A 22873-nucleotide genomic window follows, 5' to 3' on the forward strand; every position below is an offset into this window, starting at 1 on the left:
CAGAACGCGGCATTATCCGCTAATTTTGGGCTGTGCGCAATCAGCGCTGGCGCATGGCGTCGAAGAACTCGCCATTGTTCTTGGTCGCCTTGACCTTGTCGAGCAGGAATTCCATGGCTTCCATGTCGTCCATGTTGTACAGCAGCTTCCTCAGGACCCACATTTTCTGCAGCACGGCCGGTACCAGCAAGAGTTCCTCGCGGCGGGTGCCCGAACGATTGACGTTGATCGCCGGATAGACGCGCTTCTCGGCCATCTTGCGGTCGAGGTGGATTTCCATGTTGCCGGTGCCCTTGAATTCTTCGTAAATCACGTCATCCATGCGTGAGCCGGTTTCGATCAGGGCCGTGGCGATGATGGTCAGCGAGCCGCCTTCCTCGACGTTACGGGCGGCGCCGAAGAAGCGCTTGGGCTTTTGCAGGGCATTGGCGTCCACACCGCCGGTCAGTACCTTGCCCGAAGCGGGCTGCACCGTGTTGTAGGCGCGGGCGAGACGGGTGATGGAGTCGAGCAGGATAACCACGTCGCGTTTGTGCTCGACCAGGCGCTTGGCCTTTTCGATGACCATTTCGGCGACCTGGACGTGGCGCGTGGCCGGTTCATCGAAGGTCGAGGCGACGACTTCGCCCTTGACCGTGCGCATCATTTCCGTCACTTCTTCGGGCCGCTCGTCGATCAGCAGCACGATCAGCGTGACGTCGGGATGGTTGGTGGTGATGGCGTGGGCAACGTGCTGCATCAGCACGGTCTTGCCGGCCTTGGGCGGCGATACGATGAGGCCGCGCTGTCCCTTGCCGATCGGCGCGATCATGTCGATGACGCGGCTGGTGATGTTTTCCTCGCTGCGGATGTCGCGCTCCAGCAGCATATGCGTGGTCGGATGCAGCGGCGTCAGGTTCTCGAACAGAATCTTGTGTTTTGCGGCCTCCGGCGATTCGCCATTGACGCGGTCCACCTTGACCAGGGCGAAATAGCGTTCGCCTTCCTTGGGGGTGCGGATCTCGCCTTCGATGGTGTCGCCCGAATGCAGGTTGAAGCGGCGCACCTGGCTCGGACTGATGTAGATGTCGTCGGTGCTGGCGAGGTAGGACTCCTCGGGCGCGCGCAGGAAGCCGAAGCCGTCGGGCAGGATTTCGAGGACGCCGTCGCCGAAGATGGTTTCGCCCTTCTTGGCCTGATTCTTCAGCAGGGCATAGATCAGCTCCTGCTTGCGCAGCCGGTTGGCATTCTCGATGTTGTTGGCGGCCGCCATCTCCAGCAATTGGCTGACATGATGGGCTTTGAGCTCGGATAGGTGCATGGACTGCCTGCGAGGAGATTCCGGCGGAATGCGCCGGAACAGAGTGGTGTAGGGGATGAATTCAGGAAAGAATTCGATCAGGAGGGGAATCGAATCGGCGCCCTCAGGGCGTGGGCGCCTGTCTTGCTGGTCGGCGGCCCGGAATCAGACTCCGGGCGCCAATGTAACGGGATCAGAGATTGCTGTCAATGAATGCGGTAAGTTGGGATTTCGACAGGGCGCCGACTTTTTGCGCCTCGACGGTGCCGCCCTTGAACAGGAGCAGGGTCGGGATGCCGCGGATGCCGAACTCGCCGGGAACCTTGGGATTGTCGTCGATGTTCAGTTTGGCCACACGCAGCTTGCCGGAATAATCCTTGGCCACTTCGTCGAGTATCGGGGCGATCATCTTGCAGGGGCCGCACCATTCGGCCCAGAAGTCGACCAGGGTCGGTATCGCGGAGTCGAGCACTTCGGCTTTGAAAGTGCTGTCGGTGACGTGGTGAATGTGTTCGCTCATGAATTCCTCGGGGATGTTTGCGTTCCGGTGGGCGCGTCTGCGGCCGGGTGTCGCGATGAATTGCCGCGAAGCGCTCGCTGGCATGGCCGAATCCTAGCAAAAAATTTCCACCCTGGCGACTCCGGCCCGCACCAAGGCCGCGCAGCAATGGTACATTGTTCGCCAATTCTGGAGCGTAATCATGACCTACGTCGTCACCGAAGCATGCATCAAGTGCAAATATACCGATTGCGTGGATGTCTGCCCCGTGGATTGTTTTCATGAGGGACCGAACTTTCTGGCGATCGATCCCGAAGAGTGCATCGACTGCACCCTTTGCGTGGCCGAATGTCCGGTCGAAGCGATCTTTGCCGAAGATGACGTTCCCGCAGGACAGGAGCATTTCATCGCGCTGAATGCGGAATTGGCCAAAACCTGGCCGGTCATCATCGAGCGCAAGGAACCGCCGGTCGATGCCGACGAGTGGGCGGCGAAGAAGGGCAAGCTGGGAGAACTCGAGCGCTGAAACGGTCCATCGGGCGCGGCATGGCCTGATTGCACCAGCGCGGTCCGGCGCCGCCGCAGCGCCGGCGTTCAACGTCGGCGTTCAACGTCGGCGTCCAATTGTCCGTGCGGCCGCCATGGTAAGCTTTGCGTTACTTCCGGCTTCCTTCCCCGATCCAATTCGCATCCATGTCCGGCAATACTTTCGGTTCACTGTTCTGCGTCACCTCCTTCGGTGAATCCCACGGTCCCGCGATCGGCTGTGTGGTTGACGGTTGTCCGCCCGGCCTGGATATCTCCGCCGCCGATATCCAGCACGAGTTGGATCGGCGCAAGCCCGGAACCTCGCGCCACGTTACCCAGCGGCGCGAATCCGACACGGTCGAGATCCTCTCCGGTGTGTACGAGGGCCGTACCACGGGCACGCCGATCGGCCTCCTGATCCGCAACGAGGACCAGCGCAGCAAGGACTACGGCAATATCGCGGAAATGTTCCGTCCCGGCCACGCCGACTACACCTATTGGCAGAAATACGGAATTCGCGATCATCGCGGCAGCGGCCGTGCCTCGGCGCGTGAAACTGCCGTGCGCGTCGCTGCCGGAGCGATCGCCAGAAAGTGGCTGCTGCAGCGCTATGGGGTCACGGTGCGTGGCTGGATGAGCCAACTGGGGAGTATCGAAATCCCCTGGCAGGACGAGGCGGCAATCGACACCAACCCGTTCTTCGCGCCGAATGCGGCCATCGTGCCGCAACTTGAGGACTACATGGACGCCCTGCGCAAATCGGGCGATTCGGTCGGTGCCGAAGTCACCGTAATCGCACGCGGCGTGCCGGTCGGCTGGGGCGACCCGGTGTATGACCGCCTGGATGCCGATATCGCCTACGCCATGATGGGCATCAACGCCGTCAAGGGCGTCGAGATCGGCGCGGGATTCAAGTCGGTGACGCAAAAAGGCAGCGAACACGGCGACGAACTGACTCCGGAGGGTTTCCTGAGCAATAACGCCGGAGGCATCCTGGGCGGCATCACGAGCGGGCAGGATGTGGTGGTCAGGATGGCGGTCAAACCGACATCGAGCATTCGCTTGCCGCGCCGTACCATCAATCTCGCCGGGGAGCCGGCCATGATCGAGACCCACGGTCGGCACGATCCCTGCGTCGGCATACGCGCGACGCCGATTGCCGAGGCCATGCTGGCCCTGGTGCTGACCGACGCCGCGCTGCATCATCGCGCCCAATGCGCCGATGTCGAATGTCCCACGCCGCGAATTCCCGCACGAGCGCCGGTAAAATGATCGACACAGTAGTGAGAATAGTGAACCGCCCAGAATTGGACCAGCAATGAACGTCGAGCACCACGATCTGCACCACGAGTTTCCCGAGTACGCCGCGACCATCCAGGCCCTGAAGCTGGGCGACCATCATTTCGGCAAGCTGCTCGACGAGTACAACGGGCTGACTGCACAAATCGAGGAGCTGGAGATCAAGGATGCCCCCGTTGCCGATCCCTTGCTCGAAGACATGAAGAAGCTGCGCCTGAAACTCAAGGACGAGCTTTACGCCTTGCTGCAGGCGCACAAGGCCTGAGAGCTTGTGAATAAATCTACTGCGCGTACCGGATCGGGGCTTGGGCGGCTCATTTGGCAACCCCGGCTATCCTCATGTACAAAAACGTACATTCCGGTAGCTGCGCTCCGGCCGCACCCCGCTGCGGTCCGCTCGCTACGATTTCTTCACAAGCTCTGAGGGGAACGTTGCGTAGGCAGAGCCGCCGCTAGCGGTCGGCGGCAATCGTCATGGAGCAAAGCACTCGTCTGTCTGCGTGGTACTTCTGGTACTTCGCCTTCATAGGCGCTTTCCTGCCGTACTTCGCGCTCTATCTGCAATCGATAGGTCTCTCCGCGGGGCGCATTGCAATCCTGATGTCGCTCGGCCAGTTCATGCGGCTTCTGGCGCCCTTGTTGTGGAGCTGGCTGGCCGACAGCGGAGGCCGGCGCGTGCGCATCGTCGTCGCCTCGGCGGCGGCCTCGCTGGCGAGTTTCTCGGTGGTGTTCCTGACGCAGGATTTCGTCGGTCTGCTGATCGGCATGGCGATCCTGCATTTCTTCTGGAGCGCATCGCTGCCGCTGGTCGAAGCGCTGACCCTGGGCCATCTGGCGGCCGCTCCGGAACGCTACGGCCGCATCCGGCTATGGGGCTCGGTCGGTTTTATCGTCACCGTGATGGGCGTCGGCCTGCTGCTCGATGCGGCACCCATCAGTTCGCAGCTCTGGGTCAGTTGGGTCCTGCTGCTGGGGACCCTGGTCAGCGCGCTGACGCTGACCGAAGTACCTGCGCGCGCGGGGCAGGCTGCGGGTTCGATCCTCGTCGTCCTGCGTCAGCGCAAGGTGGTGTTCCTGCTCGGCGCGGGCTTGTTGATGAGTGCGGCGCATGGTGCGCTTTACGTCTTCTATTCGATCCATCTGGTGGCGCAGGGCTACGGCAAGACCCTGGTCGGGCTGCTGTGGACCCTGGGCGTGGTGGCCGAGATCTTCGTCTTCCTGTTCATGCCGCGCATTTCCAGGCGGGTCTCGCTGCGCCAGATCCTGCTGGCCTGCTTTGCCCTGGCGGTGCTGCGTTTCCTGCTGATCGGCTGGACCGTTGAATTCATCGGCCTGCTGGTGTTCGCGCAGTTGCTGCACGGCGCCAGTTTCGGCGCACACCACGCGGCGACCATGGCGGCGCTCAATCGCTGGTTCGTCGCCAGCCAGCAGGCGCGGGCACAGGCCTTGTACGGCAGCGTGGCCTATGGCGCCGGGGGTCTCGGCGGCGCCTTGCTGGCCGGCGCCCTGTGGGAAAGCGCCGGTGCCGCGATCACCTTCAGCGCCGCGTCGCTGCTCGCTCTGCTCGGCCTGGCCATGGTCTGGCGCGGCGTTCCGGCTGATTCGGCGGGCGCGCCTGTGCGATAATCCAAGACCCGCGCGGACACTATGCAAATCATGTCAAAAACGCTTTACGAGAAACTTTGGGACAGCCACGTCGTGCATGTCGAAGAGGACGGCACGGCGCTGCTCTACATCGATCGTCATCTGGTGCATGAAGTCACCAGTCCGCAGGCCTTCGAAGGCCTGAAACTCGCCGGACGCAAGGTCTGGCGCATTTCCTCGATCGTCGCCACGGCCGACCACAACACGCCGACCTCGCATTGGGAGCGCGGCATCCTCGACCCGATTTCGCGCCAGCAGGTGGAAACCCTCGACGCCAACATCCGCGAAACGGGTGCCCTGGCCTATTTCCCGTTCAAGGACAGGCGTCAGGGCATCGTCCATGTCGTCGGCCCGGAAAACGGCGCGACCCTGCCCGGTATGACCGTGGTCTGCGGCGATTCGCATACCTCGACGCACGGCGCCTTCGCCTGCCTGGCGCACGGTATCGGCACCTCCGAAGTCGAGCATGTGCTGGCGACCCAGTGCCTGCTGCAGAAGAAGTCGAAGACCATGCTGGTCAGGATCGAAGGCAAAGTTGGCGCTGGCGTCACGGCGAAGGATCTGGTGCTGGCGCTGATCGGCCGCATCGGCACCGCGGGCGGCAACGGCTACGCCATCGAGTTCGGCGGTTCGGCCATTCGCGCGCTGTCGATGGAAGGCCGCATGACGATATGCAACATGGCCATCGAGGCAGGCGCCCGGGTCGGCTTCGTGGCGGCCGACGAGACCACCATCGCCTATCTCAAGGGCCGCAATTTTGCGCCCAAGGGCGCCGACTGGGACAAGGCAGTGGCTTACTGGCGCACGCTGGTCTCCGATGCGGATGCCCGCTTCGATACCGTGATCGACATGGATGCGCGCCAGATCGTGCCGCAGGTGACCTGGGGCACTTCTCCGGAAATGGTCACCGGGATAGATGGCGTGGTGCCGGCACCCGAGGACTTCAAGGATCCGGTCAAGAGCGAAGGCGTGGCGCGCGCGCTGCAGTACATGGGTCTCACGCCGCGCATGCGCATCGACCAGATTGCGATCGACAAGGTCTTCATCGGCTCCTGCACCAATTCCCGCATCGAGGACTTGCGCGCGGCTGCCGCGGTGGCCAGGGGGCGGCGAGTGGCTGCCAATGTCAAGCTGGCGCTGGTGGTGCCTGGCTCCGGCCTGATCAAGGAGCAGGCCGAGGCCGAGGGACTCGACAAGATCTTCATCGCCGCCGGCTTCGAGTGGCGCCAGCCGGGTTGTTCCATGTGCCTGGCGATGAACGACGATCGCCTGAATCCCGGCGAACGCTGCGCCTCGACCTCGAACCGCAATTTCGAAGGCCGGCAGGGCGCCGGCGGCCGCACCCACCTGGTCAGCCCGGCGATGGCAGCGGCGGCCGCGATTGCCGGCCGCTTTGCCGATGTTCGTGAATTGTCTTGAGGAGGAAATTTATGTCCCGCATGCTTATCGCTTCGATCCTGATGCTTGCCCTGTCGGCCTGCAATACCGTGGAAGGCATCGGCAAGGATCTCAAGAAGGGCGGCGAAGCCATCCAGAAGTCGACCAAGTGATGGAAAAGTTCATCACGCTCGATGGCCTCGTGGCGCCGCTGGACCGCGCCAACGTCGATACCGACGCGATCATTCCGAAGCAGTTCCTCAAGTCGATCAAGCGTTCCGGTTTCGGCCCGAATGCCTTCGACGAGTGGCGCTATCTGGATCACGGCGAACCGGGCCAGGATTGCGCGAAGCGGGCCAGGAACCCCAATTTCGTGCTCAACCAGGCGCGCTATCAGGGCGCCTCGATCCTGCTCGCGCGCAGCAATTTCGGTTGCGGCTCGTCGCGCGAACACGCACCCTGGGCGCTGCAGGACTTCGGTTTTCGCGCCATCGTCGGCGAATCCTTCGCCGACATATTCTTCAACAACTGCTTCAAGAACGGCCTGCTGCCGATCGTCCTGCCCAAGACGGAAGTGGATGCCCTGTTCGGCTTGACCGAACATACGCCGGGCTATCGCCTGACCATCGACCTGTCCGCGCAACGGGTGGTGCGTCCGGACGGCCACGCGATCCCGTTCGAGGTCGATGCCTTCCGCAAGGAATGCCTGCTCAACGGCTGGGACGACATCGGCCTGACCTTGCGCCACGCAGAAAAAATTCGCGAGTTCGAGGCGCGTCGCCGCGTCGAGCAACCCTGGTTGTTTGCCTGAAAGAAATTCAATGAAGATATGTGTTCTGCCCGGGGACGGCATCGGCCCTGAAATCGTTGCAGAAGCCGTAAGGGTTCTGCGTGCGCTCGATCTTGGCATCGAAATGGAAGAGGCCTTGCTCGGAGGTTGCGCGGTGGATGCCACCGGCGATCCCTATCCGGTGGCAACCCAGAAGCTGGCGCAGGCAGCCGATGCCGTGCTGCTCGGCGCCGTCGGCGGCCCGCAATGGGACAACAATCCGCGCGAGCAGAGGCCGGAGCGGGGCTTGCTGGGCATCCGCAAGCAGCTCGGGCTGTTCGCCAATCTGCGTCCGGCGATCCTCTATCCGGAACTGGCCAACGCGTCCACCCTCAAGCCGGAAGTGGTGGCCGGGCTGGATATCCTGATCGTGCGCGAACTGACGGGCGATATCTATTTCGGCCAGCCGCGCGGCATAGAGACGCGCAACGTGGATGGAAAAATGCAGCGCTTCGGCTTCAACACCATGCATTACACCGAGAGCGAGATCCGGCGCATCCTGAAGGTGGCCTTCGAAGCGGCGAGGAAGCGCAACAGGAAGGTCTGCTCCGTGGACAAGATGAACGTGCTCGAATGCACCCAGCTGTGGCGCGACGTGGCCATCGAGACCGGCCGGGAATATCCGGATGTCGAACTGTCGCACATGCTGGTCGACAACGCGGCGATGCAGTTGGTGAAGAATCCCAAGCAGTTCGACGTCATGGTCACCGGCAACATGTTCGGCGACATACTGTCGGACGAGGCTTCGATGCTGACGGGCTCGATCGGCATGCTGCCGTCGGCCTCGCTGGATGCCAACAACAAGGGGCTGTACGAGCCTTCACACGGCTCTGCGCCGGATATCGCCGGCAAGGGTGTGGCCAATCCGCTGGCGACCATCCTTTCCGCGGCCATGATGCTGCGTTACACTTTTGCCAACGAGGCCGCCGCCCTGCGCATCGAGGATGCCGTGAAGAAAGTCCTTGCACAGGGCCTCAGGACCGGCGACATTTTTGAGGCGGGAATGAAAAAGGTCGGCACCCGGGAAATGGGTGATGCCGTACTCGCCGCACTGTAATTCGATACTGAAAGATTAATCATGAAGCGTGTAGGTCTGGTGGGTTGGCGGGGCATGGTGGGTTCGGTGCTGATGCAGCGTATGCGGGAGGAGGATGACTTCGCCCATATCGAGCCGGTATTCTTCACGACCTCGAATCCCGGCGGCAAGGCGCCCGCGTTCGCCAAGGGAGCGCCGCCGCTCAAGGACGCAAAGGACATCGACGAACTTCGGCGGCTTGACATCATCATCAGCTGCCAGGGCGGCGACTACACCACCGAGGTCTTCCCGAAGCTGCGTGCAGCCGGCTGGCAGGGTCACTGGATCGATGCGGCGTCCAGCCTGCGCATGATGGACGACACGGTGATCATCCTCGATCCGGTGAATATGGACGTGATCAAGGACAGCCTGGCCAAAGGCGGACGCAACTGGATCGGCGGCAACTGCACCGTGAGCCTGATGCTGATGGCCTTGGGCGGCCTGTTCAAGGCGGGGCTGGTGGAATGGATGACCTCGATGACCTACCAGGCGGCCTCCGGTGCGGGTGCGCAGAACATGCGCGAACTGCTGGCGCAGATGGGCGAAACGCATCGCGTGGTGAAGAACCTGCTCGACGATCCGGCTTCGGCGATTCTCGATATCGATCGCGAGGTCGCCGGCATTCTGCGCGACGACGGTTTCCCCACGGCCAACTTCGGCGTGCCCCTGGCGGGTTCGCTGATTCCATGGATCGACAAGGACCTTGGCAATGGTCAGAGCCGCGAGGAATGGAAGGGGCAGGCCGAGACCAACAAGATCCTGGGCCGCTCCGCCTCACCGATTCCGGTCGACGGCCTCTGCGTGCGCATCGGTGCGATGCGCTGCCACTCCCAGGCGATGACCATCAAGCTCACCCGGGACGTGCCGCTGGACGAGGTCAATGACATACTGGCGGCGCATAACGACTGGGTCAGGGTCGTGCCTAACGAACGCGAGATCACCCTGAAGGAATTGACGCCGACGGCGGTAACGGGAACCCTCGGCGTCCCTGTCGGACGCCTGCGCAAACTCAGCATGGGACCGCAGTATCTGTCGGCCTTTACGGTCGGCGACCAGTTGTTGTGGGGCGCGGCCGAGCCTTTGCGGCGCATGCTGCGCATCCTGTTGCATTGATGCCAAGTGCTGTTGCGACTGGAATGTAATGGGAAGGTTGAGCTTGCATCGCTAACATCCTGATGTTATTTTGATAACATGATAAAAAGCCCGTCGGGAGTCACAGTGCCCAATACTGCCAAGCGAAATCCATTCAAGGCCACCGTGCTTGCGGCGGCGATTGCCGTTCTGCCTCTGGTCACACATGCTGCCGGGCTGGGAAAGATCACCGTGCTTTCGGCATTGGGGCAGCCACTCAAGGCGGAACTCGAAGTTTCCGCTTCCCGCGATGAAGCGTCTTCGCTGGTTGCCAGGTTGGCTGCGGTGGAAGCCTTTCGTCAGGCCGGGATCGATTACTCGCCGGCCTTGGCAACGCTGCGATTTTCCCGCGACATCAAGGAGCGTGGCGGCCGCCGCTACCTTGAAATAACGACCGATCGTCCGCTCAACGAGCCCTTCATCGACATGCTGGTCGAATTGAGTTGGGCCTCGGGACGCCTGGTGCGCGAATACACCTTCCTCCTCGATCCACCGGATCTGGCCGCGAAGACGACACCGGCGCCAATTGCGGCACCCGAAGTCCGAACCGGGCCGGCGGCGACACAACCGGTCGAAAGATCGGCGGCGGCAGTACCCGCGGAAACCCGTCCGGTGATCGAGAGCCGTCCGCCTGCACCCATGCGGCCGGCAGAAAAGCCGGCGGCGAAAGCTGTCGCTGCCAGTTCGCGCGAGGTGGTTCCGGGCGACACGCTGGGCAAGATCGCGGCGCAGACCCTGCCGGAGGGCGTCAGCCTCGATCAGATGCTGGTTGCGTTGTTCCGCAACAACAGTGATGCCTTTATTGCCGGCAACATGAACCGCCTGAAGGCCGGCAAGATACTTTCGATACCCGACGCCGAGACCGCAAGCCAGGTTTCCGCCGGCGAAGCGCGTCGGGAAGTTGTCGCCCAAGCGGCAGATTTCAATACTTATCGACGGCGTCTGGCCGCAGCTGCGGCAGCTTCCGAACCGGCCGGCGACCAGGGCGCCAAGCAGGCAGTGAGCGGCAGGATCTCGCCCAAGGTCGAAGACAAGCTGCCGTTGGCAACGGGCAAGGACAAGCTGCAGGTATCGCGCACGGAAGCGGCGCGCGGTGCCGGGGACAAGCCCTTGCAGGGGCGGATTGCCGCGCTTGAGGAGGACCTGGTGTCCCGCGACAGGGCGCTCAAGGAAGCCGGCGGCCGCATTGCCGAACTGGAAAAGAATCTCAGCGACCTGAAAAAGCTCGCCGAGATCAAGAGTCAGGCGGGTGCCGACCTGCAGAAGGCCGCTCAGGCAACGCAGCCTGCCGCAGCACCCAAGGCAGCAGAGCCACCCAAGCCGGTCGAAGTCGCCAAGCCCGCGGTAGCTCCGAAGCCGGCCGACGCAGTCCAGGTTGCCGATGCCGCAGCCAAACCGGCTGAAGCCGCGAAACCAGCCGAGGCGCCCAAGCCGCCTCCACCGAAGAAGAAGGCTGTTCCGCCACCCCCGCCTGAGCCCGAGCCCGACTTCATCGAGGAGAACGCGCCACTGGTGTTTGGTGGCGGCGCGGTGCTGGCCCTGCTGTTTGCATGGCTGGGGATTACGGCCTACCGCAAGAAGCGCGGAGCGGCGATTTCCAATGCGCCGATTGCCGAAACTGATCTTTCGGCGCACTCGGTGTTCAGCACGACCAGCGTAGCACCGCCCCCGAGCGAACAGGAGACCAGCCAGTTCAGCACGACCGGAATGGGCATGGCTGCAAACCACGAGACCGTCGATCCGGTGGTCGAGGCCGATACCTTCCTCGCTTTCGGGCGCGACGCCCAGGCCGAGGAAATCCTTCTTGAAGCCCTGAAGACGGATCCTCAGCGCCAGGCGATTCACTTGAAGCTGCTCGACATCTATGCGGCGCGCAAGAACGCCGGCCAGTTCGAGCTGGTCGCCCGCGACATGCATGCCCTGACCGGCGGCACCGGTGAGGTCTGGGACAAGGTGGCCGCCATGGGCGCTGCCCTCGATCCCGGATGTTCGCTTTACGCCTCCGGTTCCTCAGGCGTTCAGGCGGCCGCGCCGATTCCTGCCGCCGGGCCGGACATGAACGCGACGATGATCATCCAGCCCGGGTTGGTTACGGCCGAAGCGCAGCCCGCCGCTGCCGCAGAGCCTGCTCCTGCCCCGGCCGCGCCTGTAGCCCTGGATTTCGATCTGGATATCGGAACCAGTGATACGACGAGAGCCGTTATCCCGGCTGCCGAAATCAAGACCGAGTCCGCCGGATTGGATTTCGATCTGGATCTGGGTGCGTCCGCGGCCGCGCCTGCTCCCGCACCCGCCGCCAAGGCGGAGGTCAAGAGCGAGGAAGTCATACTCGATATCAGTTTCGACATGCCGACCAAGGAGGCACCCGCGCCTGCGTCGGGGCTTGATTTCCCCATGGCCGCGGAGACACCCGCGCCGGTCGCAGCCCCCGTAGCGCCTGTCGCCGCGGCGACCGATTCCGGCAGCATCGATTTCGACTTCGACCTGGGGACGTCGGAACCTGCCGCGCCAACTCCCTTGCCCGAGATGTCGATCGATGTTCCGACACCGGCGCCGGCGCCCGCCGAGTTCAATCTTGGGGACATCAGCCTGGAGCTGGATACGCCTGCCGGCACGGCGCCCGAGCCTGCCGCAGCCGCGGCCGTAGCCGATATGCCCGACAATCCGGAAGTCGCCACCAAGCTGGAACTGGCGGCGGCCTATGAGGAAATGGGCGACAAGGACGGTGCCCGCGAACTGTTCCAGGAAGCCCTGGCAGAGGGCAGTCCGGCGCAGCAGAAGGCGGCGCGCGCCAAACTTGACAGTCTCGCCTGAGCGACCCTGCTCTCCCGGCGCCTGTGCGTCGGGAGATGCTGTTCCAATGAAGCGCCCCGATTCCGCCAGCTTGCTCCTGCTGGGCCTGGCCGTACTTGTGGCCGCCTCCTCGCGCGCTGGAATGCCGCTGTTTCTGGCCTGCCTGGCACTCGCCCTGGCGGCACTGACAGTCGCCACTTCGCATTTGAGTTTGCTGCTGCGACGCAGCCGCTGGCTGATGCTCACCATGCTGGTCATGTTCGGCTGGCTGACGCCGGGGACACCGTTGCCGGAGATCCACGGGGCGAGCCAGGAAGGGCTGCTGCTGGCTGCCGAGAGCCTTGCCCGTCTGCTCATCGCACTGTGCACCGTGGCCTTGCTGTTGAAAACCCTGGCCCCCAACCAACTGGTCGCCGGCATGCGTTCGCTGCTGGCGCCCCTGGCGCTCCTGGGCATCTCCCGTGACCGGATTGCGGTGCGCCTTGCGCTGACTCTCGAAGAAGTGGAGGCGGCTCGGCAGCCGGATGACAGGCAGGGCGGCATTGCCGCCACGCTGTCCCTTCCCACGGCAGCTTTTGGTGCGGCGGACGCCTGTCTCGGCGTTCTGGCCGGGACCCTGCTGCTGGGCGCGTGGCTGACGTGAGAATTGCGCTCGGACTCGAATACGAGGGTTCCGGTTTTTGCGGCTGGCAGTCGCAGGCGGGCGGGGGTGCAGTACAAGATGTGGTCGAGGCGGCACTTTCCATTGTTGCCGACAGCCCGACGCGGGTCGTCTGTGCCGGACGCACCGACGCCGGAGTCCATGCCCTGGCGCAGGTGGTGCATTTCGATAGCGAAGCCGTGCGTCCGCTTACGGCGTGGGTGCGCGGCGTCAATGCCCATCTGCCGGCCAGCGTTGCCGTGCGCTGGGCGCAGCCGGTAGGCGACGAGTTCCACGCCAGATTTTCGGCGCGAGGCCGGCGCTACCGCTACCTGCTGCTCAACCGTGCCGAACGGCCCGGCCTCATGGCCCGGCGCGTCGGCTGGTTCCATCGTCCGCTGGATGCGCAGGCCATGGCCAGCGCCGCGAGTTTGCTCCTGGGCGAACACGACTTCTCGGCCTTCCGCGCGGTCGAGTGCCAGGCCAAGTCGCCGGTCAAGATCCTGCGCCGCGCTGATGTCGCACGTCACGGCGACCTGTTGGTATTCGACTTCGAGGCCAGTGCCTTCCTGCATCACATGGTACGCAACCTGGTCGGCGCGCTGGTCTATGTCGGCAAGGGCGCGCATCCGCCGGCGTGGCTGGGCGAACTGCTGGCCGGGCGCGATCGCGCCCGCGCGGCGCCGACTTTCGAAGCTTGCGGCCTCTACTTTGCGGGCGTCGATTATGATCCGGTCTGGCAACTGAAAGTTGGTGCTGGCGACACGGCGCTGATCCTGCTCTGAATCCATGAAACGCACGCGAATCAAGATCTGCGGCATCACCCGCGAGGAAGACCTTGCCACGGCCGTGGCGGCGGGCGCCGATGCGCTGGGTTTCGTCTTCTACGCGCCCAGCCCGCGTTATGTGACGCCGCAGCGGGCGGCACAACTCGTGGCGCAGGTGCCGGCCTTCGTTGCCCGGGTCGGGTTGTTCGTGAATGAGTCGGCGGAAGCCGTAGGCGCGATACTGGCGCAGGTGCCGCTCGACCTGCTGCAGTTTCACGGCGATGAAGACGCGGCCTTCTGCGCCGCTTTCGGCCGGCCTTGGATCAAGGCCGCGAGGGTAAAGCCCGGATTCGATTTGCTAGAATACGCGTCCGCATTTGCCGGGGCTCCCGGGATATCGGGCCTGTTGCTGGATGCCCATGTCGAAGGCTATGGCGGCGGCGGCAAAAGCTTCGACTGGTCCCTGATTCCGCAGTCGTTGCCGCTGCCGGTCATTCTGTCCGGGGGGCTGCATCCGGGCAACATTGTCGAGGCGGTGCGCGCCGTGCGGCCGTGGGCGGTGGATGTCAGCAGCGGCGTCGAGAGCGCCCGCGGCATCAAGGATGCGCAGAAGATCACCGAATTCATTGCCGGAGTGCGAGATGCAGATGCAGGACCTTCCCTATAACTTGCCCGATGCGAGCGGCCACTTCGGTCCTTACGGCGGCGTTTTCGTCGCCGAGACGCTGATGCCGGCCCTGACCGAATTGCGCGAAGCCTATGCCGCCGCCCAGGCGGATCCGGCGTTTCGCGCCGAGTACGAATATGACCTCAAGCACTATGTCGGGCGGCCGAGCCCGATTTACCACGCCAAGCGCTGGTCGGGATTGCTCGGCGGGGCGCAGATTTATCTCAAGCGCGAAGACCTGAATCACACCGGCGCGCACAAGATCAACAACTGCATCGGCCAGGCCCTGCTGGCACGCCGCATGGGGAAGCCACGGGTGATCGCCGAAACCGGCGCCGGCCAGCACGGCGTCGCCACCGCCACGGTGGCTGCCCGCTACGGCATGGAATGCGTGGTCTACATGGGCTCCGAGGACGTCAAGCGCCAGGCCGCCAACGTCTATCGCATGAAACTTCTGGGCGCCACCGTAGTTCCGGTCGAATCGGGCTCGAAGACGCTCAAGGATGCCTTGAACGAGGCCATGCGCGACTGGGTGACCAACATCGGCAACACCTTCTACATCATCGGCACGGTCGCCGGCCCCCACCCCTATCCGATGATGGTGCGCGACTTCCAGGCGGTGATCGGCGAGGAATGCAAGACGCAGATGCCCGAGCTTTCCGGCCGCCAGCCGGACGCGGTGATCGCCTGCGTCGGCGGCGGCTCCAATGCAATGGGCATTTTCTATTCCTATATCCCGGATGCCGGCGTGAAACTGATCGGGGTCGAAGCGGCTGGTCATGGTCTCGCATCGGGCCAGCACGCCGCCTCGCTCACCGCCGGCCGTTCGGGAGTGCTGCATGGCAACCGCACCTATCTGCTGCAGGACGAAAACGGGCAGGTGATCGAGACCCATTCGATATCGGCCGGCCTCGATTACCCCGGCGTCGGCCCCGAGCATGCCTGGCTCAAGGACTCCGGCCGCGCCGAGTACGTCACCATCACCGATGCCGAGGCGCTGCAGGCCTTTCATGACCTGTGTCATTTCGAAGGCATCATTCCCGCCCTCGAATCCAGCCACGCCCTGGCCTATGCGGCGAAGCTCGCGCCGACCCTGGCCGCGGATAAGCTGCTGCTGGTCAATCTTTCCGGTCGCGGCGACAAGGACATGCATACCGTCGCCGAAAAATCCGGCATCCAGTTCTGATTCGGTCCCATTCATGTCACGCATTCCTGCCACATTCGCCACGCTTGCCGCACAAGGCCGCAAGGCCCTGATTCCCTTCATCACCGCCGGTGATCCCGATCCCGATGCGACGCTGCCGCTGATGCGGGCGCTGGTTGCGGGTGGCGCCGACATCATCGAACTCGGTGTGCCGTTTTCCGATCCGATGGCGGACGGGCCGACCATCCAGCGCGCGTCCGAACGGGCTTTGGCGCATGGCATGAGCCTGCGCCGGGTGCTGGCGCTGGTAGGCGAATTCCGTCGGGAGAATGCGACGACGCCGGTGGTGCTGATGGGCTACGCCAATCCGGTGGAAGCCTATGGCGTCGAAGCTTTTGCCCGCGACGCGCAGGCCGCCGGCGTCGATGGCGTGCTGGTGGTCGACTATCCGCCGGAGGAGTGTGCCGGCTTCGCCGCCGCGATGAAGCAGGCGCAGATCGATCCGATTTTCCTGCTGGCGCCGACCTCCACCGAGCAGCGTTACGGGGAAGTGGCGCAGATCGGCAGCGGCTATATTTATTATGTTTCGCTGAAGGGCGTGACCGGCTCCGGCAGTCTCGATCTGGACGAAGTCGCGCGGCGTATTCCGCTGATCCGCGACAAGGTCGGCATGCCGGTCGGCGTCGGCTTCGGCATACGTGATGGCGCCACCGCCGCACGCATTGCCGCCGTGGCTGATGCCGTGGTGATCGGCAGTCGCATCATCGAGGAAATCGACAGCGGTGATGCCATGACTGCGCCACAGCGGGTCACCGCATTTTTGAGCGGGATCCGCGCAGCAATGGACGGAGTAACTTCATGACGACCTACCCCCCATCCCCCTTCCCGAGGAAGGGGGTGACGATGGTTCGCTGCGCTCCATGCTTATTGGCTGTCCCTCCTTGGGGCGGCCCTACGGAGGGACTATGAGTTGGTTACAGAAGCTGCTGCCGCCGAAAATCAAGCGCTCGGAAGGTGCACGCAAGTCGATCCCCGAGGGACTGTGGGCCAAGTGCCCGGCCTGCGAGGCGGTGCTCTACAGCACCGATCTGGAGAACAACCAGAACGTCTGTCCCAAGTGTTCCCACCATTTGCGGCTGCGTGCCCGCGTCAGGCTGGATGCGTTGCTCGATCCGGAGGGACGCTTCGAGATCGGCACCGAAGTCATACCCATGGATCCGCTCAAGTTCAAGGACAGCAAGCGCTATATCGATCGTCTGGCTGCCGCCAATGAGGATACCGGCGAGGCCGATGCCATGGTCGTCATGCAGGGCGCGATCAAGACCGTGCCGGTGGTGATCGCCTGCTTCGAGTTCGAGTTTCTCGGCGGTTCGATGGGCGCCGTGGTCGGCGAGCGTTTCGTGCGCGGCGTCAAGGCGGCGATCGAACTGCAGTCGCCCTTCATCTGCATCACCTCCTCGGGCGGCGCGCGCATGCAGGAAGGCCTGTTTTCCCTGATGCAGATGGCCAAGACCACGGCCGCCGTGACCCAGCTCGCGCATCACCAACTGCCCTTCATCACGCTGCTGACCGATCCGACCATGGGCGGCGTTTCCGCCTCCTTCGCCTTTGTCGGCGACGTGGTGATTGCCGAGCCCGGCGCCCTGATCGGTTTCGCCGGGCCGCGGGTGATCGAACAGACCGTACGCGAGACACTGCCGGCGGGCTTCCAGCGCGCCGAGTTCCTGCTCGAAAAAGGCGCGATCGACATGATCGTCGACCGGCGCGAACTGCGTGACAGGCTGGCATCGCTGATCACACTCCTGCAGCGCGTCCCGGCCGCCTGATGCCGCAATTGCAGCCCGATGCCGGGCTGGATGTTTGGCTGGCGCATCTCGAAGCGCTGCATCCGCGCGGTAGTGCCGGCATCGAACTCGGTCTGGAGCGGGTCGCCGCGGTCAAGTCGCGGCTGGGTCAGCGCGAGACCTATCCGCTTATCCTGGTCGGCGGTACCAACGGCAAGGGATCGACTTGCGCCATGCTGGAGCGCATCCTGCTCGCCGCCGGCTACCGCGTCGGCCTGTATAGCTCTCCCCACCTGCTGCACTATAACGAGCGCGTCAGGGTCAATGGCGTCGCGGTCGACGATGCCGGCCTGTGCGCCGCATTCGCTCGCGTCGAGCAGGCACGCGGCGACGCTGCACTGACTTATTTCGAGTTCGGCACCCTGGCGGCGTGGGAAGTCTTTGCCGCCGCCGGACTCGATGCGATCGTCCTTGAGGTCGGCCTCGGCGGGCGGCTGGATGCCACCAATATCTACCAACCCGCATGTGCCGTCGTCACCGGTGTCGACCTCGATCACATGGATTTCCTCGGCGCCGATCGCGAGGCCATCGGACGCGAGAAGGCGGGCATTTTCCGTAGCGGAATTCCGGCCATCTGCGGCGATCCGCAGCCACCCCTGTCACTGACCGATCACGCGGCAACGATCGGCGCCCGATTGCAGATACTGGGCCGGGATTTCGGCTACCTGAAACAGGAGCAGCAGTGGTTGTATTGGGGCCGCGCGGCCGGCGCTCCAGAGGCGGTCATGCGCCGCGGCGGGTTGGCGTTCCCGGCCTTGCGCGGCGAGCGGCAACTGGCCAACGCGGCCTGCGCGCTGGCCGCGCTCGACGCCGTGCACCAGGCTTTGCCGGTGGCCATGAAGGACATCCGCCAGGGGCTGGGCACGGTTGAACTGGCCGGGCGTTTCCAGGTTCTGCCGGGCCGTCCGGCGGTGGTGCTGGATGTCGCCCACAACCCGCAGGCGGCCCGTGTCCTGGCCGCCAACCTCGGTGACATGAGTTTTCACCGCAATACCTGGGCGGTGTTCGGCATGCTCGCCGACAAGGACATCGACGGCGTGATCGATGCCTTGCGCGACCGGGTCACGCACTGGCTGCCGTGCAGCCTCGAAGGCCGCCGTGCCGCCAGCGCCAACTCTCTGGCCGAACGTTTGCAGAGCCGCGGAATGAAGGTCGCGGGAGTGTTCGCCGCGCCCGCTGCAGCGCTCGCTTTTGCCCAGGAGCACGCAGGCGAAGATGATAGAATCCTCGCCTTCGGATCCTTCCTCACTGTTGCTGCGGCCCTGCAAACGCTTGGCCGCCAGAGCTAACCACGCGTAACCACGATGGCGGAACAAGACACGTCGCCTGACGCAGATTTGCAGTTGAAGAAGCGCGCTCGCCGCCGGCTGGTTGGCGCTGCCGCGCTGGCGCTGTTTGCCGTGCTGGTTCTGCCGATGGTGATGGATCGCGAGCCGCGGCCGCTGAATCAGGACATCCAGGTGCGCATTCCCAGCCAGGACGCGACCGGCCTTGCGGCCAAGGTCATTCCCGGCAAGCCCGTGGCAAGCCCGATGCCGGCGCCGGAAGCCGTGACCGAACCCAAGTCTGAACCCAAGCCCGAGGTCAAACCCGAGCCCGTTGCTGCGCCGGCCCCGGCGGCAAAGCCGGCCGAGAAGTCCGCGCCGCCGGAGAAGAAAGCCGCGACAGACAAGAAACCCGCGGCGAAAATCGCTGCCGACGCCAAGCCGGCACCAGTAGCTTCCGGCCAGTGGGTGGTGCAGCTCGGAGCCTACAAGGAGACCGGCAACGTCAAGTTGCTGCTGGCCAAACTGAAGGGCATCGGCGTGCCGGCCTACACCGAGAATTTCGATTCGCCGCAGGGCTCGCGCACCCGCGTTCGGGCCGGCCCCTTCCCCAGTCAGGAGGCCGCCGAAAAGGCGCGTTCGAGAATCAAGATCATCGGCGTGGACGGCCCGGTCGCCCCAAAGTAGCGCGATGACGGTGTTCGATTACGCCGTGCTGACGATCATTGCGGCGTCGGTGCTGTTGGGTTTGTGGCGTGGCGTGGTCAGCGAGATTCTGGCGTTGGCGGCATGGATAGTGGCTTTTCTGGCGGCGCGTGCCGCGGCGGCGGACGTGGCAAACTGGCTGGCTGCGCATATCGCTGAACCGGGCCTGCGCTTGCCGGTGGCGTATGTGCTGGTTTTTGTCGGGGTATTGCTGGTCTTCGCAATCGCGCGCATGCTTATTTCCTTGATGCTGAAGGCGGTTGGCCTGGGTTTGCTGGACCGCCTGCTGGGTGCGGGTTTTGGTGTCTTGCGCGGGACGCTGGTGGTATTGGCGGTGGTGCTGGTGGCGGGTATGACCCAGTTACCCAGGGAAGCGTGGTGGCGCGATGCGATGCTGGCGCCGCCGCTGGAGACTGTGGTGATTGCGGCAAAACCCTGGTTGCCGCCGGAAGCGGCAAAACGGATTCGGTTTCGATAGAGAAAGACGAGCATCTCCCCTTCTCCCTTCCCGGGGAAGGGGGCGATAATTGTTCGCGGGCGCTGCCCGCTTCATGTTTTGGCTGCTTCCCCTTGGGGCGGCCCTGCGGAGAAGGACCATGTGCGGAATTCTGGGTGTGGTGGCCACCACGCCGGTGAATCAGTTGCTCTACGACGGCTTGCAGGTGCTCCAGCACCGCGGCCAGGATGCCGCCGGCGTCGCCACGGCCGAGGGCGGGCGCTTCCACATGCACAAGGGCTCCGGCCTGGTGCGCGATGTCTTCCGTACCCGCAACATGCGCAACCTGGTGGGCAACTGGGGCATCGGCCATTGCCGTTACCCCACCGCCGGCTCGGCCGACAATGCCGCCGAGGCGCAGCCGTTCTACGTCAATTCGCCCTTCGGCCTGATGCTGGCGCACAACGGCAACCTGACCAACGCCGACCAGCTGAAGCAGGACATGTTCCTCCAGGATCTGCGCCACATGAACACCAACTCCGATTCGGAGGTGTTGCTCAATGTGCTGGCGCACGAACTGCAGGCCGCGTCGACCAAGTACCAGGTCGATGCCGAGACGATTTTCAAGGCGGTGGCCGGCGTGCACCGCCGCGTCAAGGGCGCCTATGCCGTGGTGGCGATGATCGCCGGCTACGGCCTGCTGGCCTTCCGCGATCCCTACGGCATCCGTCCGCTGGTGATCGGCAAGAACGAGACGCCGCAAGGCACCGAATACCTGGTTGCCTCGGAGAGCGTGGCGATCGACACGCTGGGCTTCAAGATGCTGCGCGACGTCGAGCCCGGCGAGGCAGTGCTGGTCGACATGCGCGGCAACTTCGTCAGCCGGCAGTGCGCCGAGCGCACCCTCCATGCCCCGTGCATGTTCGAGTTCGTCTATCTGGCGCGGCCCGATTCGGTGATGGACGGCATTTCCGTTTACGAAACGCGGGCCAAGATGGGCGACTACCTGGCCGACAAAATCCGCCTGACCATGCCGCACCTGGAGATCGATGCGGTGATCCCGATTCCCGATTCCAGCCGCCATTCGGCGATGGAACTGGCGGCGCGGCTGAACCTTCCCTACCGCGAGGGCTTCGTCAAGAACCGCTACATCGGGCGCACCTTCATCATGCCCGGCCAGGCGACGCGGCGCAAATCCGTGCGGCAGAAACTCAACGCCATCAGCCAGGAATTCAAGGGGCGCAACGTGCTGCTGGTCGACGATTCCATCGTGCGCGGCACCACCAGCCGCGAGATCATCATGATGGCGCGCGAAGCCGGCGCCAGGAAAGTCTATTTCGCCTCCGCTTCGCCGCCGGTGCGCTTCGCCAACGTTTATGGCATCGACATGCCGACGCGCTCTGAGTTGATCGCGGCCTTCCGCAACGACGAGGAAATCTGCCGCGAGATCGGCGCCGACGCGCTGATCTACCAGGATCTCGACGCGCTCAAGGCGGCAGTGCGATCGGTCAATCCGACCGTGACCCAGTTCGAGACTTCCTGTTTCGACGGCCAGTACATCACCGGCGACGTCAGCGCGGGCTATCTGCAGAGCATGGAGGACAAGCGCAACCTGCCGCCGCTGCCGAAGCAGGACGACCAGGACGGCTTCGACGGCCCCGACGGCGAACAGCTCGACCTGAATCTGGTGCAGTCGAGATGAGCCCGGTGGACGAAAATCCGCACTGGTCTTTCGAGACGCTGGCCGTGCGCGCCGGCCAGGAGCGCAGCCAGTTCAACGAACACTCGGAGGCGCTTTACCTCACCTCGAGCTTCGTCTTCGATACCGCGGCACAGGCGGCGGCGCGCTTTTCCGGCGCGGAGCCGGGCAATGTTTACGCCCGCTTCACCAATCCCACCGTCAGCACCATGCAGGAGCGGCTGGCGGCGCTGGAGGGTGCCGAGGCCTGCGTCGCCACGGCCACCGGCATGGCGGCAATCCTGTCCACCGTCATGGCGCTTATGAACGGGGGCGAGCATATCGTCGCCTCGCGCAGCATATTCGGCGCCACGCAGCAGCTGTTCGGCAACATCCTGCCGCGTTTTGGCGTTGAGACAAGTTTTGTCGACGGCGGCACGGTCGAGGCTTTTCGCTCCGCAATGCGTCCGAACACCAAGCTGGTGTTCATCGAGACGCCGTCGAACCCCCTGACCGAAGTTTTCGATATCGCGGCACTGGCGCAAGTGGCCCACGCCGGCAGAGCGCTGCTGGTGGTCGACAACTGCTTCTGCACGCCGGCGCTGCAGCGCCCGCTGCAACTGGGCGCCGACCTGGTGATCCATTCCGCCACCAAGTACCTGGACGGGCAGGGCCGTGTTCTCGGCGGTGCGGTCTGCGGGGCGAAACCGCTGACCGAGGAAATCTTCAAATTCCTGCGCACTGCCGGTCCGAGCCTGTCGCCGTTCAATGCCTGGGTAATCCTCAAGGGCCTCGAAACCCTCTCGGTGCGCATGCAGGCGCAGTCGACAAACGCGCTCGAAATGGCGCGCTGGCTGGAGGCCCGGCCGCAGGTGGCGCGGGTGTTCTATCCAGGTCTTGCCTCGCACCCCCAGCATGCGCTGGCAATGCGGCAGCAGACCAGCGGCGGCGCCATCGTTTCCTTCGAGGTGAAGGGCGAGCGCGCCGCAGCCTGGCGCGTGGTGGACAACTGCCGCCTGCTGTCGATCACCGCCAATCTGGGCGACACCAAAACCACCATCACCCATCCGGCATCGACTACCCACGGTCGCATTTCTGCCGAGGCGCGTGCCGCCTCGGGCATAGGCGAGGGCTTGTTGCGGATTGCGGTCGGCCTCGAAAGTCCCGCCGACCTGCAGGCCGACCTGGCCCGCGGCCTGGTCTAGTAAGCAGACATGCTGAAACCGATGGATGTAGGAGCGAGCTTGCTCGCGACAACGGCTTATCGCGAGCA

The 22873-nt window shown here is 64.1% G+C and carries 23 protein-coding genes; 21 read left to right on the top strand and 2 right to left on the bottom strand.

Going from position 1 to position 22873, the window contains the following annotated elements:
* Positions 1-40 precede the first annotated feature (40 nt).
* On the bottom strand, positions 41-1300 hold the full coding sequence (rho, locus tag RMO95_RS20435; protein WP_310452522.1) for a transcription termination factor Rho: 1260 nt from the start codon (positions 1298-1300) through the stop codon (positions 41-43).
* A 172-nt stretch (positions 1301-1472) separates the two neighbouring features.
* Positions 1473-1799, bottom strand: coding sequence for a thioredoxin TrxA (trxA, locus tag RMO95_RS20440; RefSeq protein WP_310452523.1), 327 nt, complete (start codon positions 1797-1799; stop codon positions 1473-1475).
* Between the two features lie 181 nt (positions 1800-1980).
* Here trxA and fdxA point away from each other — a divergent pair, with 181 nt between their 5' ends.
* The 21 genes from fdxA (at position 1981) to RMO95_RS20545 (ending at position 22805) form a co-directional block, all read left to right on the top strand.
* Positions 1981-2304: a ferredoxin FdxA gene (fdxA, locus tag RMO95_RS20445; RefSeq protein WP_310452524.1), complete on the top strand. Its 324-nt coding sequence runs from the start codon at positions 1981-1983 to the stop codon at positions 2302-2304.
* A 167-nt stretch (positions 2305-2471) separates the two neighbouring features.
* The gene (gene aroC, locus RMO95_RS20450) at positions 2472-3578 is read left to right on the top strand and encodes a chorismate synthase (RefSeq protein ID WP_310452525.1); all 1107 of its coding nucleotides are present in this window, start codon (positions 2472-2474) and stop codon (positions 3576-3578) included.
* A gap of 46 nt (positions 3579-3624) precedes the next feature.
* Positions 3625-3870, top strand: a complete 246-nt coding sequence (locus tag RMO95_RS20455) for a YdcH family protein (RefSeq protein ID WP_310452526.1) — start codon at positions 3625-3627, stop codon at positions 3868-3870.
* Positions 3871-4079: 209 nt separating this feature from the next.
* Positions 4080-5231 (top strand): MFS transporter, encoded by a 1152-nt coding sequence (locus RMO95_RS20460; protein ID WP_310452527.1) that lies wholly within the window; start codon positions 4080-4082, stop codon positions 5229-5231.
* Positions 5232-5261: 30 nt separating this feature from the next.
* Entirely contained in the window at positions 5262-6668 is a 1407-nt protein-coding gene (leuC, locus tag RMO95_RS20465) for a 3-isopropylmalate dehydratase large subunit (protein ID WP_310452528.1), read from the top strand.
* A gap of 20 nt (positions 6669-6688) precedes the next feature.
* A complete protein-coding gene (locus RMO95_RS20470) occupies positions 6689-6799 on the top strand; it encodes an entericidin A/B family lipoprotein (protein WP_409574978.1) in 111 nt (36 codons plus the stop codon).
* Entirely contained in the window at positions 6799-7437 is a 639-nt protein-coding gene (gene leuD / locus RMO95_RS20475) for a 3-isopropylmalate dehydratase small subunit (RefSeq protein ID WP_310452530.1), read from the top strand. Before RMO95_RS20470 ends, leuD begins: the two co-directional genes overlap by 1 nt.
* Positions 7438-7447: 10 nt before the next feature.
* The gene (gene leuB, locus RMO95_RS20480) at positions 7448-8512 is read left to right on the top strand and encodes a 3-isopropylmalate dehydrogenase (protein WP_310452531.1); all 1065 of its coding nucleotides are present in this window, start codon (positions 7448-7450) and stop codon (positions 8510-8512) included.
* Between the two features lie 21 nt (positions 8513-8533).
* Complete coding sequence (gene asd / locus RMO95_RS20485) at positions 8534-9643, top strand: aspartate-semialdehyde dehydrogenase (protein ID WP_310452532.1); 1110 nt, start codon at positions 8534-8536, stop codon at positions 9641-9643.
* A 105-nt stretch (positions 9644-9748) separates the two neighbouring features.
* Positions 9749-12475, top strand: a complete 2727-nt coding sequence (locus RMO95_RS20490; protein ID WP_310452533.1) for a FimV/HubP family polar landmark protein — start codon at positions 9749-9751, stop codon at positions 12473-12475.
* A 46-nt stretch (positions 12476-12521) separates the two neighbouring features.
* On the top strand, positions 12522-13097 hold the full coding sequence (locus tag RMO95_RS20495) for a CbiQ family ECF transporter T component (RefSeq protein WP_310452534.1): 576 nt from the start codon (positions 12522-12524) through the stop codon (positions 13095-13097).
* The gene (gene truA, locus RMO95_RS20500) at positions 13094-13879 is read left to right on the top strand and encodes a tRNA pseudouridine(38-40) synthase TruA (RefSeq protein WP_310452535.1); all 786 of its coding nucleotides are present in this window, start codon (positions 13094-13096) and stop codon (positions 13877-13879) included. Before RMO95_RS20495 ends, truA begins: the two co-directional genes overlap by 4 nt.
* Positions 13880-13883: 4 nt before the next feature.
* Entirely contained in the window at positions 13884-14528 is a 645-nt protein-coding gene (locus tag RMO95_RS20505; protein ID WP_310452536.1) for a phosphoribosylanthranilate isomerase, read from the top strand.
* The gene (gene trpB / locus RMO95_RS20510; protein ID WP_310452537.1) at positions 14503-15714 is read left to right on the top strand and encodes a tryptophan synthase subunit beta; all 1212 of its coding nucleotides are present in this window, start codon (positions 14503-14505) and stop codon (positions 15712-15714) included. Before RMO95_RS20505 ends, trpB begins: the two co-directional genes overlap by 26 nt.
* A gap of 13 nt (positions 15715-15727) precedes the next feature.
* The gene (gene trpA, locus RMO95_RS20515; RefSeq protein ID WP_310452538.1) at positions 15728-16534 is read left to right on the top strand and encodes a tryptophan synthase subunit alpha; all 807 of its coding nucleotides are present in this window, start codon (positions 15728-15730) and stop codon (positions 16532-16534) included.
* 103 nt (positions 16535-16637) lie between these two features.
* A complete protein-coding gene (accD, locus tag RMO95_RS20520) occupies positions 16638-17498 on the top strand; it encodes an acetyl-CoA carboxylase, carboxyltransferase subunit beta (protein WP_310452539.1) in 861 nt (286 codons plus the stop codon).
* Positions 17498-18805 carry a bifunctional tetrahydrofolate synthase/dihydrofolate synthase gene (folC, locus tag RMO95_RS20525; RefSeq protein WP_310452540.1) on the top strand — a complete coding sequence of 436 codons (1308 nt, stop codon included), beginning with the start codon at positions 17498-17500 and terminating at the stop codon, positions 18803-18805. The genes accD and folC overlap by 1 nt, the downstream gene beginning before the upstream one ends.
* Positions 18806-18859: 54 nt before the next feature.
* Positions 18860-19468, top strand: a complete 609-nt coding sequence (locus tag RMO95_RS20530) for an SPOR domain-containing protein (protein ID WP_310452541.1) — start codon at positions 18860-18862, stop codon at positions 19466-19468.
* Between the two features lie 4 nt (positions 19469-19472).
* Positions 19473-19964 carry a CvpA family protein gene (locus RMO95_RS20535; RefSeq protein WP_310452542.1) on the top strand — a complete coding sequence of 164 codons (492 nt, stop codon included), beginning with the start codon at positions 19473-19475 and terminating at the stop codon, positions 19962-19964.
* A gap of 118 nt (positions 19965-20082) precedes the next feature.
* On the top strand, positions 20083-21624 hold the full coding sequence (gene purF, locus RMO95_RS20540; RefSeq protein WP_310452543.1) for an amidophosphoribosyltransferase: 1542 nt from the start codon (positions 20083-20085) through the stop codon (positions 21622-21624).
* The gene (locus RMO95_RS20545) at positions 21621-22805 is read left to right on the top strand and encodes an O-succinylhomoserine sulfhydrylase (protein WP_310452544.1); all 1185 of its coding nucleotides are present in this window, start codon (positions 21621-21623) and stop codon (positions 22803-22805) included. Before purF ends, RMO95_RS20545 begins: the two co-directional genes overlap by 4 nt.
* Positions 22806-22873: the final 68 nt, after the last annotated feature.

It is taken from the genome of Sulfuritalea sp., assembly GCF_031426875.1.
Taxonomy (GTDB): domain Bacteria; phylum Pseudomonadota; class Gammaproteobacteria; order Burkholderiales; family Rhodocyclaceae; genus Sulfuritalea.